Raw genomic sequence first — 13410 nt, 5'->3', positions numbered from 1 at the left:
TACCGGCAAAATCCAATATATATAGTATTAAAATTACAATTTCTTCTTGATTTAGCATTTTAGAGAACCGGATTGGTGTAAAAATGCTTTTTAGGAATGATTGCTTTACGGAAGTCATCTTAACTGAACCGGTCAAAGTTATCCACAGGCGTTTTAAGACTTCTTAAACAAATAATCGTTGACACAGAGCGGTATGTACGGTAAATTGCGCGATCCTTATCGAATTATAGCTGGAGAAACACAATGAAACGTACCTATCAACCATCCAAAGTAAAACGTGCTCGCACGCATGGTTTTTTAGTACGCATGAAGACTCGTGCAGGACGCGCTGTAATATCAGCCCGCCGTGCTAAAGGCCGTGCTCGTATCGGTCTATAGAGACCCATCTGGCAAATTCTTCATAATTTGCAAACTAAATTAACCAAACTTACAAAAACGGATGAATTTTCATCCGTTTTTAATTTCCGTAAGCGACTTTCCTCTCAGCACCTCAGTTTTCACTATCAACCTAATACTCTGTCTTTGTTTCGTTTGGGTATGGTCGTGGGCAAAAAAACACAGAAATTAGCTGTGAAGCGTAATTATATGAGACGCGTCTTGCGCGAATTAATGCGAAAAAAACAAGAACAACTCTTAAATTTTGATATAGTGATACGCATTCAAAAATCGTTTTATCGAAACGATTTTGTTGAGATTGAAACAGAAGTTGACCAGATGATTGCAAGATTAAAAAAGTGAAATCAATCGCAATTTTATTTGTCAGATGTTATCAATTATTATTAAGCCCTTTTTTTGGTCAGCAGTGTCGTTTTACACCTACATGTTCGCAATACACTATTGATGCGATAGATAAAAAAGGTGTCATAAAAGGTATTTTTTTATCAATGAAACGAATAGGTAAATGTCATCCATGGTGCAAGGGTGGTCATGACCCTGTTATTTAATTTTGGAATTTTATAATTTATGGATACGAAGCGTTTAATACTGTTTGTTGTATTTTCTTTTTCAATTCTTTTGCTGTGGGATTCATGGCAACGCAAACATACCCCAGTCGCTGAAGTTGCAACCCAACAAGATGCGAGTGTTCCGTCATCACAAAAATTAAATTCCATTGACACTAAAACTATTGCACCCGATTCTAATTTCAAATTAGAAACAGGTTCGCGTATCAAAGTGGCTACTGATTTATACCAGATTGAAATTGATACGATCGGCGGCGATATTCGCCGTTTACTTTTAAATAATCATTTGGCTGATAATGCGCAAGATAAATTTGTGTTATTAGATGACTCACAAAAGCCATTATTTTATGTGGCACAAACAGGACTGATTGGTAATGATTTACCAACACACAAATCAACATTCACATCTGAAAAAACAAATTATGTTTTGGAAAATGGACAAAATCATTTAGATGTCAAATTGAATTTTAAGAATCAAGATGTTGAAGTTTCAAAAATTATTTCTTTTGATCGCGGTAGCTATCAAATAGCAGTGCGTTATGAAATTATGAATCATGGTAAATCAGCGATTACGCCATCAGCTTATTACCAGCTTGTGCATGATGATGGCTCTGCTCAAGAAAGTAAAATTACACCTACATTTATTGGCGGCGCTTACTATAACGAAGCTGATAAGTTTAAAAAAATTAATTTTAAAGATATGAAAAAACATGACCTATCTTTGATTTCGCTCGATGGCTGGATTGGTGTTGTGCAACATTATTTTGCGAGCGCATGGATTTTGCCTGGCAACCAAAAGCGTGAATTTTATACAAAAGAAGTTGCGCAAAATATTTATTCATCAGGTGTGTTGACTCAGCTTCCAACTATTCAATCTGGCGAGAAAAAAGAATTTTCAACCAAACTTTATTCGGGACCGCAAATTCAAGAGGAGCTTGAAAAAGCAGCACCAGGGCTAAGTTATACAGTGGACTATGGTTGGTTAACTTTTATTGCTTCACCATTGTTTATGGTGCTCCATTGGATTCATAAATTAGTAAATAATTGGGGCGGTGCAATTATTCTTTTGACTGTTTTAATTAAAATTCTCTTTTATCCGCTCTCTGCTGCAAGTTATAAATCAATGGCTCAATTGCGTGAATTAAGTCCGCGCTTGCAAAGCATGAAAGAAAAATTTGGAGATGACAAAGCTAAATTTCAGCAAGCCATGTTAGAGCTTTATCGCACAGAAAAAATTAATCCGATGGGCGGTTGTTTGCCCATTCTTATTCAGATTCCTGTTTTCATTTCTCTCTATTGGGTTTTGATGGGTGCTGTTGAATTAAGACACGCACCTTTCATGTTATGGATTACCGATCTTTCTGTAAAAGATCCTTACTATGTATTGCCTATTATTATGGGCATCAGCATGATCATTCAGACAAAACTTAATCCAGCACCTACGGATCCGATGCAAGCAAAATTGATGATGATCATGCCGGTGGTATTTAGTGTATTTTTCTTTTTCTTTCCCGCAGGCTTAGTACTCTATTGGGTGATTAATAACGTATTGTCTATTCTTCAACAATGGATGATCAATCGATCCATTCATGCAGCCGCATTAGCTAAGAAAGGCAATGCAGCTCGCAAATAATTTAGATACCATTGCCGCCATTGCAACACCTTCGGGTGCTGGCGGTATTGGGGTCGTGAGAGTATCAGGACCGAAAGCGAGCGATGTTGCGAAACATCTTTTGGGTGTTTGTCCTGAAAATCGTTTAGCGTCTTACCTATCTTTTTTAGATGTGAATGGTCAAGTGATTGATCGTGGCATCGCACTTTTTTTTAAATCCCCCCATTCATATACTGGTGAAGATATTTTAGAGCTTCAAGGCCATGGCGGTATTGCTGTGATGCAGCTTTTATTGGCGCGATGCATAGAATGTGGTGCGAGACTGGCAAAGCCTGGAGAATTTACCGAGCGCGCTTATCTTAATGACAAAATTGATTTGGCTCAGGCGGAAGCTGTTGCAGATTTAATCAATGCCTCAACCTCTGAGGCCGCAAAAAGCGCTATGCTTTCCTTAAATGGTTATTTTTCGAATAAAATCAATGACTTACTTAAAGAACTCATCGATTTACGTATGTATATTGAAGCTTGTCTAGATTTTCCCGAGGAAGAAATTGATTTTATTACGACTGGCAAAGTTAAAGAAAAGCTTTTAAGTCTAAAGTTAAGTATGGATGAAGTAATTTTATCTGCCAAACAAGGCCACTTATTGCGCGAAGGTTTGACCGTTGTATTGGTAGGTCAGCCCAATGTGGGTAAGTCGAGTTTACTCAATCAATTGTCAGGCAATGATCAGGCGATCGTGACTTCTATTCCTGGCACAACTCGCGACCCTATTAAAAGCGAAATTCAAATCGATGGTATCCCGATTCATGTGATTGATACCGCCGGATTAAGAGACACCCATGATGAAATTGAAAAAATGGGCATCGAAAAAACATGGATTTCGATAGAAAAGGCCAATATCGCATTATTTTTAGTTGATGCTGGCAAGGGTATTACCGATTACGAGAAAATCATTCTAAATCGCATTCCAAAAGACGTTTTTAAGGTGTGGGTTCACAATAAAATTGATTTGTTATCCAAAAAAGCTTCATCTGAAATGATTGACGGTGAGCATCATCTTTTTATTTCAGCAAAAAATGGAGAGGGTTTGGCTCAGCTTAAAACGACTTTATTAAAAATGGCGGGTGTTGAATTTAGTAAGGACGGAAATCAAGGTGTATTTATGGCGAGACAAAGACATTTAGATGCACTTAATACTGTCTCAAAACATTTAAATGAATCGATGAATCAGCTTCAGTCCCCTGAATTGGTAGCCGAAGAGTTAAGACAAGCACAAACTTCATTAGCTTCCATTACTGGCGAATTTACTCCAGACGATCTTCTGGGTGAGATTTTCAGTCGCTTTTGTATTGGTAAGTAATTCTTGGTTCCACGTGGAACACTTTTTTCTTCTTTTTTAAGCAAATGTTTCACGTGAAACAATGGTTTTCATAGTGATTCACCCCAGAATAAAGTAAAATTACACCTTTTCTAACTGACGTAAAACCATGGAATTTCCGCATAATTTTGATGTCATTGTGGTGGGTGGAGGGCATGCTGGTACAGAGGCAGCCTTAGCTTCCGCTCGCATGGGGCAAAAGACTTTGCTTTTAACCCATAACATTGAAACTTTAGGTCAAATGTCTTGTAATCCATCTATTGGTGGGATTGGCAAAGGGCATTTGGTTAAAGAGATTGATGCCTTGGGAGGTGCCATGGGCATTGCGACGGATGAAGCTGGTATTCAGTTTCGTATTTTAAATAGTAGTAAAGGTCCTGCAGTAAGAGCCACTCGCGCTCAAGCAGACCGTATTTTATATAAAGCCGCGATTCGACATCGTCTTGAAAATCAACCCAATCTTTGGCTTTTCCAACAAGCAGTCGACGACATTCTTTTGGACAAGGATCGTGTAGCTGGTGTTGTTACGCAAATTGGTATTCAATTTAAATCTAAAACCGTTGTTTTAACCGCAGGTACATTTTTAGGCGGACTTGTTCATGTGGGCTTGAAAAATTATCAGGCAGGCCGCGCAGGCGATCCACCTTCCATTTCTTTGGCCCATCGTTTAAGAGAAATTGGATTGCCTGTAGGCCGACTCAAAACCGGAACACCGCCAAGAATTGATGGGCGCACCATTAATTATGCTGTGATGCAAGAGCAGCCTGGCGATAGTCCGACCCCTTATTTTTCTTTTTATGGCAAAAAAACAACACATCCAAAACAAATGTCTTGTTGGATTACACATACGAATGAATCTACGCATGACATTATTCGAAGCGGTTTAGATCGATCCCCTATGTATACCGGAGTAATCGAAGGTGTGGGCCCGCGATATTGTCCATCCGTTGAAGACAAGATTCATCGATTTGCAGACAAAGATTCGCACCAGATTTTTTTAGAACCGGAAGGTTTAGATACAAATGAAGTTTATCCAAATGGTATCTCAACTAGCCTTCCATTTGATATCCAGTACAAATTAGTCCGTTCAATCAATGGGTTAGAGAATGCACACATCTTAAGACCCGGTTATGCGATTGAATATGATTATTTCGATCCACGTAATTTGAAATCCAGTTTGGAAACGAAATCCGTTCAAGGACTATTCTTTGCGGGACAAATTAATGGCACGACGGGTTACGAAGAGGCGGCGGCTCAAGGATTATTAGCAGGAACAAATGCCGCTTTAATGACACAAGATAAAGAATCCTGGTGCCCTAAGCGCGATGAGGCATATTTGGGTGTTTTAGTAGACGACCTTATTACTCGCGGGGTTTCTGAGCCATACAGAATGTTTACAAGCAGAGCTGAATACCGCTTGATGTTAAGAGAAGATAACGCCGATTTAAGATTGACAGAAATAGGCCGCAATTTAGGGCTGGTCGACGACGAGCGATGGAATATGTTTCATCAAAAAAAAGAGACTATCCAATCAGAAGAAGCACGATTAAAAAAATTCTTTGTAAGGCCACAAGATATTTCAATTGAAAAACAACAAGCCATTATTGGGAAAGTGATTGATCACGAATATAACTTATTCGATTTATTAAGACGCCCCGAAGTGAGTTTTGAGGGCGTAAAAGAACTCATGCAAGAAGATGCAGGTTTGATTGACCCTGCTGTCAGAGAGCAAGTAGAAATTTCAGCGAAATATAAAGGTTACATTGTGAGACAGCAAGAAGAGGTGGATCGAAGTCGAGATCAATTAGATATTCCATTACCTATCGATCTTGATTACAAAGAAGTACATGGATTGAGTGTTGAAGCGCAACAAAAATTAAATTTGCATAAGCCGGAAAATTTAGGACAAGCATCACGAATCTCTGGTATTACCCCAGCAACTATTTCATTACTTTTAGTGTTTGTTAAGCGTAAAAATAAACCTAAAAAAATAATAACGAAGCGTCCAGAAAAAGTGGCATGAATGAGGTAATAAAAAAAGACCGCGATCTGTTGATCGAGGGGTCGCGTCATATGGGCTTAAATTTATCTGATCAAATGAATGATCAGCTCATGGTGTATTTAAATTTAGTTGAAAAATGGAATCGTGTGCACAACCTAACTGCGATTCGCGACCGTGATGAAATGATTAAACTACATTTTCTTGATAGCTTATCTATTTTAAATTATGTCAATGTAAAAAATTTGTTGGATGTCGGGAGTGGTGCAGGATTCCCAGGCGTTGTATTGGCAATTGTAAAGCCTGAAATGAAAGTAACTGTGATGGATTCGGTTAATAAAAAAACGACATTCATGCAACATGTGAAAAGTGAATTATCACTTACCAATTTAAATGTAGTGAATGGTCGCGTTGAGGAATATCAGCCGACAATACTTTTTGATGCGGTGACGTCAAGAGCGTTTTCAAATTTAAAAAATATGATCTCACTTACACAACATACATTGCAAAAAAATGGTATGTGGTTGGCGATGAAATCAAAAGATGTCAAAGAAGAATTGGAAGCATTCGAAAAGAATCAATACACAATGGTTCCGCTTGAAGTGCCTTTTATTAATGCTGAACGATATTTAGTTCAATTGAAGAAAGAAGTTTTTTAGTTATGCGTATATTAGCGGTGACGAATCAAAAAGGCGGCGTAGGTAAAACCACTACATCGGTAAATTTAGCCGCAAGCTTAGCTGCGAAAAATAAATCTGTGCTTCTCATTGATCTTGATCCACAAGGCAATGCAACGACAGGCTCAGGTATAGATAAATCGAGTATTAAAACATCAATTTATGATGTCTTGATTCAAAGTAAATCATTTAAAGATATTGTGATTCATTGCGAACGCGGTGGTTTTGATTTGGCTCCGTCAAATCGAAATCTTGCAGGTGCTGAAGTTGAACTTGTCAATGAAAGTAAACGCGAAACACGATTAAAAGAAGCGTTGCAACATTTAAAAAAAGATTACGACTATGTATTGTTAGATTGTCCACCCGCGCTCAATCTAGTCACGGTAAATGCATTGACTGCTGCAGATGCCGTTTTAATTCCCATGCAATGTGAATATTATGCGTTAGAAGGTTTATCAGATTTAGTTAACACGATCAAAAAAGTAAGGAGTAATTTAAATCCTAAAATTGAAATTGAGGGTTTATTAAAAACGCTCTTTGATAAGCGCAATATGTTAGCTCAACAAGTATCGGATCAACTCACCGCGCACTTTGGAGACAAAGTATATGAAACGATTATTCCTAGAAATGTAAGACTGGCAGAAGCGCCAAGTCACGGCATGCCTATCTTAATGTATGACCGATCATCTAGAGGAGCCGTTGCTTATTTAAAACTTGCTGAAGAAATTATAGAAAAAGAAATGAGGAAGTCACATGGTTAAAGCTAAAGGATTAGGTCGCGGACTTGATGCATTATTATTAAGTGGCGAGGAAGATGTTCAAAAAAACGAAGGCTCACTTCAGACTTTATTGATCAGTGAATTACAACCTGGTAAATATCAACCTCGAAGCATCATGCAAGAAGAAGCTTTACATGCGCTTTCACAATCTATTTTAAAACAAGGCGTCATGCAGCCTATTATTGTGCGACCTGTGGGGAACAATCAATACGAAATCATCGCAGGCGAGAGAAGATGGCGCGCTGCAAAATTGGCAAATCTTAATGAAGTGCCTGTCATCATCAAAAATATTCCAGATGAATCAGCGCTCGCAATGGCATTGATTGAAAATATTCAACGTGAAGATTTAAATCCATTAGAAGAAGCGATCGGCATTAAGCGTTTGATTGATGAGTTTGATATGACGCATGAAGAAGCGGCAGATGCGGTTGGCAAATCGCGCGTCACCGTTTCTAATTTATTAAGACTTTTAACTTTAACAAAGCCTGTTCAAGATCGACTATTAAGTGGAAAAATTGATATGGGCCATGCAAGAGCTCTGATTGGCCTAGAGGGCAGCCAACAGATTATGTTGTGCGAAGAAGCGATTCAAAAAAATCTATCTGTGCGCGAAGTTGAGGCGCTCGTTAAAAACTTACAGAATAGTTACAAAACCGATACTCAAAAAGCCCCTCCGAAAAAGACGAATGCGGACGTGCGTCAGCTTGAAGACTCTTTAGCAGAAACCCTGGGCGCGTCAGTCACTATTGATGCTAAAAAGAATGGTTCGGGTACTTTAAAAGTGCATTATCGCAATTTGGAGCAATTGGATGAGATTCTTAAAAAAATCAAAGGATAAAGTACGCTTTACCCTTGACGGAACCGCCAATTACAGGGAAAATTCAACCCTTTGTAACTCAAAGTTTTGCATTCAGTGAGCATAAATGTCTGATATTGATGAAATCACTGAAAGAATGAAGCGATTCCCTCAAATCATTCAAAAAATGTTGAGTTTGCAGGTTAAAGCCGCTGGCATATTAACGGTTTTAGTTGCAGCAGTATTTGGAAAGCATGCAGGTGTTTCTGCGTTGATCGGTAGTGTCTCCGTTATATTCGGTGTACTTCTCGCCTCAAAAATTGCTCACAAAACGGCTTTGAGTAAAGAGCCCGCAGCTATCATTATTAATGTATTAAAAGCTGAAGCCGTAAAAATTTTTGTAGTACTTGTATCGCTTTGGTCAGCGTTTAAATTTTATACAGCGCTTGTGCCATTTGCACTGATTGCGGGGCTTGTATTGTCAGCCATTATTTCAGGCGCATCGATTACAAAATTAAATGAAGACAAATAAAAGTCGTTAGGAAATATTGGAAGCTATGGCAACTGAAGGCACATTAACACCGAGTGAATATATTACCCACCATTTAACCTTTAATACGAAGGCTATTGGTGAAGGTGCATTCTGGGCAATTAATATTGACTCACTTGTTATGGGTGTCTTGCTTGGTATTATTTCAATGGCTTTGATCTGGATGGTTGCTCGAAAAGCAACAGCTGGCGTTCCTTCAAAAGGCCAGGCATTTGTAGAGCTTATGTTTGGTTTCATTGACGACCAAGTTAAAAATATATTTCATGGCGATCGTCATGCTTTTATTGCTCCTGCAGCATTAACAGTTTTTATTTGGGTCCTTGTGATGAACTCTATGGACTTTCTCCCTATTGATGTGATGGCACATTTTATTTACGCACCTTTAGGCATTCATGAGTGGCGCAGTGTCCCAACTTCAGATATCAACACAACATTTGCACTTGCGATCGCCGTTTGGATTCTTATGATTTATTTTGGTATTAAAGTGAAAGGTTTTGGTGGTTGGATTCATGAATTGTTTACAGCCCCTTTTGGTAGCAAAGTTTGGGTATGGCCTGCAAACTTTTTATTTAATATCATCGAATATATTTCTAAACCTTTATCTCACTCTCTCCGACTTTTCGGAAATATGTATGCAGGGGAAGTGATTTTCTTACTACTCGGCTTGCTAGCGTCAACGAGTGTGACAGGCGTATTTTTTGGAGCATTATTGGGCGCAGGTTGGTCCATATTCCATATTCTAATTGTGGGGCTACAAGCATTTGTCTTCATGATGTTAACGGTGGTGTATTTATCGATGGCGCATGAAGGCCATTAGTTTTTTTATTTAAGTATTTTTAACTGAAAGGGAAGTAAACATGGAACATATACAATATTTAGCAATGATTCAATCTTACACAGCAATTGGTCTAGGTTTGATGATTGGTTTAGCAGCTTTAGGCGCATGTATCGGCATCGGTATTATGTGTGCGAGTTTCTTAGAAGGCGCAGCAAGACAACCTGAAATGATTCCTCAATTACAAGGTAAAGTTTTCTTGCTTTTAGGTTTGATTGACGCTTCTTTCATTATTAGCGTTGGTATTGTGATGATGTTTGCATTTGCAAATCCATTATTAAGTGCAATCGCAAAATAATTGTTTAGGTTCTTTTAACCGAACTTAGACAGGAGCAAAAATGAATATTAATTTTACGTTAATTGCCCAAGCGATTGCTTTTGCGATTCTCATTTGGTTTACCGTGAAGTATGTGTGGCCACCTCTTTTAAACGCGATTGAAACGCGTCAAAAAGAAATTGCCGACGGTTTAGCTGCAGCACAAGAAGGTAAAGCTTCTTTAGAAGTGGCTGCAAAGAAAACAACACAGCAACTTAACGAAGCCAAACAGAAAGCATCTGAAATTATTTCTCAAGCTGAAAAAAGAGCCTCAGAAATTTTAGAAGAAGCGAAGCATCAAGCGAAAACTGAAGGCGATCGTATTATCTTAGGTGCGAAAGCAGAGATTGATCAAGAAGTTAATCGCGCGAAAGAATCTTTACGTGAACAAGTGTCAACACTTGCTATTGCGGGTGCAGAAAAAATCTTATCAAAAGAAATTGATAAAAAAGCACATAGCGATATGTTAAGTAAACTAGCGAAAGAACTTTAGGATCCATATGGCAGAAATTTCAACCATCGCAAGACCTTATGCAGTTGCAGCATTTAATCTTGCTAAAGAAAAAAAATCTCTTACAGAGTGGTCTGAGATGTTGGAATTTTTAGCGCAAGTATCTTTAGATGAGCGCATGCATGCTTTCATTAATGATTCAAAAGTGTCGGATGAGGATCGTGAAAAGACACTCATTAAAATTGCCGGAAAAAAACTTAATGCTTATGGTGAAAATCTTATTAAGCTTTTGATTGAATATAAGAGGCTCAATGTGTTACCTCAAATCAGTGAGCTTTTTGAAACATTAAAAGCGACGGATGAAGGAATGCTTGATGCTGAAATTATTGTTGCATCAAAGCCGACAGATAAAGAAGTCGATACACTAGTGAAAAGTTTAGAAAAGAAATTTAATAAAAAAATTGATGCAAAAGTAACGATTGATGAAGCAATCATTGGTGGTATTAAAGTGATTGTGGGCGACACCGTGATTGATGCTTCAGTTCGTGAGCAATTACAAAATTTAGCCTACGCGTTGAAGTCGTAAGCTAATCATTATCAGGAGATAGTAATGCAGTTATCAACATCAGAAATTAGTGAACTCATAAAAAGTCGATTAGAGAATTTCTCGACAACCGCTGAAGCGAGAACACAGGGTACAGTCGTATCAGTGACTGACGGTATCGTTCGTATTCACGGATTATCAAATGTGATGTCTGGTGAAATGATCGAATTCCCAGGAAACACATATGGGCTTGCATTGAATCTTGAACGTGATTCTGTGGGTGCTGTGGTGTTAGGTGATTACGAACACATTACTGAAGGTGATGTATGTAAATGTACAGGTCGTATTTTAGAAGTGCCTGTAGGCCCAGAATTAATTGGTCGCGTGGTGAATGCTCTTGGTCAACCCATCGATGGTAAAGGCCCAGTTAAAACAAAACTTACTGACAAGCTTGAAAAAGTAGCGCCTGGCGTGATTGCGCGTAAATCTGTATCTCAACCCGTTCAAACAGGTTTGAAATCTGTGGACTCTATGGTGCCGGTCGGACGAGGCCAACGTGAATTGATTATTGGCGATCGTCAAACAGGTAAAACAGCTGTAGCAACAGATGCAATTATTAATCAAAAAGGTCAAAACATGACCTGTATCTATGTGGCGATTGGTCAAAAAGCATCAACCATCGCTAACGTTGTTAGAAAACTTGAAGAACACGGCGCGATGGAATACACGATTATCGTTGCAGCTTCAGCTTCTGATTCAGCAGCATTACAATTCCTAGCACCTTACGCGGGTTGCACGATGGGTGAATATTTCCGTGACCGTGGCGAAGATGCTCTTATTATTTATGATGACTTAACAAAACAAGCGATTGCTTATCGTCAAATCTCATTACTCTTGCGTCGTCCACCAGGCCGTGAAGCTTATCCTGGCGACGTCTTTTATATTCACTCACGCTTACTTGAAAGAGCAGCACGTGTGAATGAAGAATATGTAGAAAAATTTACAAAAGGTAAAGTGAAAGGAAAAACAGGTTCACTTACTGCATTGCCAATCATTGAAACAGCCGCAGGTGACGTATCAGCATTCGTGCCGACAAACGTAATTTCAATTACTGACGGTCAGATCTTTCTTGAAACAGATTTATTTAATGCAGGTATTCGTCCAGCGATCAACGCAGGTATTTCTGTGTCTCGCGTGGGTGGTGCTGCGCAAACAAAAGTAATTAAAAAATTAGGTGGTGGTGTACGTTTAGCTTTAGCTCAATATCGTGAGTTAGCAGCGTTCGCGCAATTTGCATCTGATCTTGATGAAGCCACACGTAAACAACTTGACCGCGGTCGCATGTTTACAGAGCTTATGAAGCAATCACAATATGCACCTTTAAGTGTTTCGCAAATGGCTGTGACATTATTTGCAGCAAACAAAGGTTACTTTGATGATGTTCCAACGATTAAAGTATTGGCATTTGAAAATGCATTGCATGGCTTTATGAATTCTAAATACAAAAAGATTATGCAAGACATCGAAAAAACAGCTGACTTATCAGGTGACAATGAAAAAGCACTTGAAAAAGCTATTGAAGATTTCAAATCAAGTAACGCTTACTAATATAAAGAGTCATTATGGCCGGTAGTAAAGAAATTAGAACCAAGATCAAGAGTGTAGAAAATACACGAAAGATCACCAAAGCGATGGAGATGGTTGCAGCATCAAAGATGCGTAAAGCGCAAGAGCGTATGCGTCAAGCTCGTCCTTATGCTGAGAAAATCAGAAATGTGGCAGCACATTTGTCCTACGCACAATCGGAATATAAGCATCCATTCCTTGTGAAAAAAGACCAAGTAAAAAATATTGGTTTAATTGTGGTTACTTCAGATAAAGGTTTGTGTGGCGGACTTAATACCAACGTATTAAGAATGTCTGTCAATCAGATGAAGCAATGGGAATCACAAGGTAAAAAAGTACATGTGAGTGCATTAGGTAATAAAGGCTTAGGTTTCATGACGCGTATTAACGCGAATGTGAAATCACACATCATAGGCTTAGGCGATACACCTCATGTTGAAAAACTCATCGGTGCAATTAAAGTGATGTTAGATGCCTATGTGAATGGTGAAGTTGACCAGCTCTTTATTTGCTATACCAAATTTATTAATACGATGAAGCAAGAGCCTGTTGTGGATCAATTGTTACCACTCTCAGGGGATAAAATCGGAAGTCCAGAAGGTCCATGGGATTATATCTATGAGCCGGATGCACAAAGTGTGATCGATCAATTATTAACGCGTTATATCGAATCTTTGATTTATCACGGCGTCACAGAAAATATGGCGTCAGAACAATCCGCACGAATGGTTGCAATGAAGTCTGCTTCAGATAATGCGAAGAATGTGATTGGCGAATTGAAATTGATTTATAACAAAGCGCGTCAAGCGGCAATTACAAAAGAAATTTCGGAAATTGTGGGTGGTGCAGCTGCGGTTGCATAACATTGAATTAATTATTTAG

At 38.6% G+C, this 13410-nt stretch carries 16 protein-coding genes; all 16 read left to right on the top strand.

Translation table 11 applies throughout. The annotated features are described in order from the left end of the window. Positions 1-243 precede the first annotated feature (243 nt). The 16 genes from rpmH to atpG all read left to right on the top strand — a co-directional run bounded on the left by rpmH (position 244) and on the right by atpG (position 13391). Positions 244-378: a 50S ribosomal protein L34 gene (gene rpmH / locus FIT79_RS06700; RefSeq protein WP_082092862.1), complete on the top strand. Its 135-nt coding sequence runs from the start codon at positions 244-246 to the stop codon at positions 376-378. Between the two features lie 27 nt (positions 379-405). Further along, positions 406-738 carry a ribonuclease P protein component gene (gene rnpA / locus FIT79_RS06695; RefSeq protein WP_223254726.1) on the top strand — a complete coding sequence of 111 codons (333 nt, stop codon included), beginning with the start codon at positions 406-408 and terminating at the stop codon, positions 736-738. After that, positions 735-944 carry a membrane protein insertion efficiency factor YidD gene (yidD, locus tag FIT79_RS06690; protein ID WP_139870821.1) on the top strand — a complete coding sequence of 70 codons (210 nt, stop codon included), beginning with the start codon at positions 735-737 and terminating at the stop codon, positions 942-944. The genes rnpA and yidD overlap by 4 nt, the downstream gene beginning before the upstream one ends. Before the next feature lie 19 nt (positions 945-963). Then, on the top strand, positions 964-2595 hold the full coding sequence (gene yidC, locus FIT79_RS06685) for a membrane protein insertase YidC (protein ID WP_139872302.1): 1632 nt from the start codon (positions 964-966) through the stop codon (positions 2593-2595). Further along, entirely contained in the window at positions 2579-3937 is a 1359-nt protein-coding gene (gene mnmE, locus FIT79_RS06680) for a tRNA uridine-5-carboxymethylaminomethyl(34) synthesis GTPase MnmE (protein ID WP_139876067.1), read from the top strand. The genes yidC and mnmE overlap by 17 nt, the downstream gene beginning before the upstream one ends. A 127-nt stretch (positions 3938-4064) precedes the next feature. After that, positions 4065-5978, top strand: coding sequence for a tRNA uridine-5-carboxymethylaminomethyl(34) synthesis enzyme MnmG (gene mnmG, locus FIT79_RS06675; protein WP_139876066.1), 1914 nt, complete (start codon positions 4065-4067; stop codon positions 5976-5978). Positions 5979-6028: 50 nt separating this feature from the next. After that, entirely contained in the window at positions 6029-6613 is a 585-nt protein-coding gene (gene rsmG, locus FIT79_RS06670) for a 16S rRNA (guanine(527)-N(7))-methyltransferase RsmG (RefSeq protein ID WP_223259636.1), read from the top strand. Between the two features lie 2 nt (positions 6614-6615). Continuing rightward, positions 6616-7392 (top strand): ParA family protein, encoded by a 777-nt coding sequence (locus FIT79_RS06665; RefSeq protein ID WP_139870816.1) that lies wholly within the window; start codon positions 6616-6618, stop codon positions 7390-7392. Then, complete coding sequence (locus FIT79_RS06660; protein ID WP_139872294.1) at positions 7385-8248, top strand: ParB/RepB/Spo0J family partition protein; 864 nt, start codon at positions 7385-7387, stop codon at positions 8246-8248. Before FIT79_RS06665 ends, FIT79_RS06660 begins: the two co-directional genes overlap by 8 nt. A gap of 85 nt (positions 8249-8333) precedes the next feature. After that, a complete protein-coding gene (locus FIT79_RS06655; RefSeq protein ID WP_139872292.1) occupies positions 8334-8738 on the top strand; it encodes an ATP synthase subunit I in 405 nt (134 codons plus the stop codon). 25 nt (positions 8739-8763) lie between these two features. Beyond that, positions 8764-9573, top strand: coding sequence for a F0F1 ATP synthase subunit A (atpB, locus tag FIT79_RS06650; protein ID WP_139870813.1), 810 nt, complete (start codon positions 8764-8766; stop codon positions 9571-9573). Between the two features lie 40 nt (positions 9574-9613). Beyond that, positions 9614-9889, top strand: a complete 276-nt coding sequence (gene atpE / locus FIT79_RS06645) for a F0F1 ATP synthase subunit C (protein WP_046489109.1) — start codon at positions 9614-9616, stop codon at positions 9887-9889. A 40-nt stretch (positions 9890-9929) separates the two neighbouring features. Then, positions 9930-10400: a F0F1 ATP synthase subunit B gene (locus FIT79_RS06640; RefSeq protein WP_139868762.1), complete on the top strand. Its 471-nt coding sequence runs from the start codon at positions 9930-9932 to the stop codon at positions 10398-10400. A 7-nt stretch (positions 10401-10407) separates the two neighbouring features. Further along, positions 10408-10944 (top strand): F0F1 ATP synthase subunit delta, encoded by a 537-nt coding sequence (locus FIT79_RS06635; protein ID WP_139876064.1) that lies wholly within the window; start codon positions 10408-10410, stop codon positions 10942-10944. 24 nt (positions 10945-10968) lie between these two features. Then, positions 10969-12510: a F0F1 ATP synthase subunit alpha gene (gene atpA, locus FIT79_RS06630; protein WP_139868758.1), complete on the top strand. Its 1542-nt coding sequence runs from the start codon at positions 10969-10971 to the stop codon at positions 12508-12510. A 14-nt stretch (positions 12511-12524) separates the two neighbouring features. Then, positions 12525-13391 carry a F0F1 ATP synthase subunit gamma gene (gene atpG / locus FIT79_RS06625; RefSeq protein ID WP_139868756.1) on the top strand — a complete coding sequence of 289 codons (867 nt, stop codon included), beginning with the start codon at positions 12525-12527 and terminating at the stop codon, positions 13389-13391. Positions 13392-13410: the final 19 nt, after the last annotated feature.

It is taken from the genome of Candidatus Methylopumilus universalis (assembly GCF_006365315.1).
GTDB lineage: Bacteria > Pseudomonadota > Gammaproteobacteria > Burkholderiales > Methylophilaceae > Methylopumilus > Methylopumilus universalis.
This window is presented reverse-complemented; position numbering and strand designations above follow the sequence as displayed.

Bases quoted from the DNA above. Each gene is read 5' to 3' on its own strand.
- FIT79_RS06655 (WP_139872292.1), top strand. From the start codon at position 8,334: ATGTCTGATATTGATGAAATCACTGAAAGAATGAAGCGATTCCCTCAA.
- FIT79_RS06640 (WP_139868762.1), top strand. From the start codon at position 9,930: ATGAATATTAATTTTACGTTAATTGCCCAAGCGATTGCTTTTGCGATT.
- rpmH (WP_082092862.1), top strand. From the start codon at position 244: ATGAAACGTACCTATCAACCATCCAAAGTAAAACGTGCTCGCACGCAT.
- mnmE (WP_139876067.1), top strand. From the start codon at position 2,579: ATGCAGCTCGCAAATAATTTAGATACCATTGCCGCCATTGCAACACCT.
- FIT79_RS06635 (WP_139876064.1), top strand. From the start codon at position 10,408: ATGGCAGAAATTTCAACCATCGCAAGACCTTATGCAGTTGCAGCATTT.
- mnmG (WP_139876066.1), top strand. From the start codon at position 4,065: ATGGAATTTCCGCATAATTTTGATGTCATTGTGGTGGGTGGAGGGCAT.
- FIT79_RS06665 (WP_139870816.1), top strand. From the start codon at position 6,616: ATGCGTATATTAGCGGTGACGAATCAAAAAGGCGGCGTAGGTAAAACC.
- rsmG (WP_223259636.1), top strand. From the start codon at position 6,029: ATGGGCTTAAATTTATCTGATCAAATGAATGATCAGCTCATGGTGTAT.
- FIT79_RS06660 (WP_139872294.1), top strand. From the start codon at position 7,385: ATGGTTAAAGCTAAAGGATTAGGTCGCGGACTTGATGCATTATTATTA.
- atpG (WP_139868756.1), top strand. From the start codon at position 12,525: ATGGCCGGTAGTAAAGAAATTAGAACCAAGATCAAGAGTGTAGAAAAT.
- atpE (WP_046489109.1), top strand. From the start codon at position 9,614: ATGGAACATATACAATATTTAGCAATGATTCAATCTTACACAGCAATT.
- atpB (WP_139870813.1), top strand. From the start codon at position 8,764: ATGGCAACTGAAGGCACATTAACACCGAGTGAATATATTACCCACCAT.
- atpA (WP_139868758.1), top strand. From the start codon at position 10,969: ATGCAGTTATCAACATCAGAAATTAGTGAACTCATAAAAAGTCGATTA.
- yidC (WP_139872302.1), top strand. From the start codon at position 964: ATGGATACGAAGCGTTTAATACTGTTTGTTGTATTTTCTTTTTCAATT.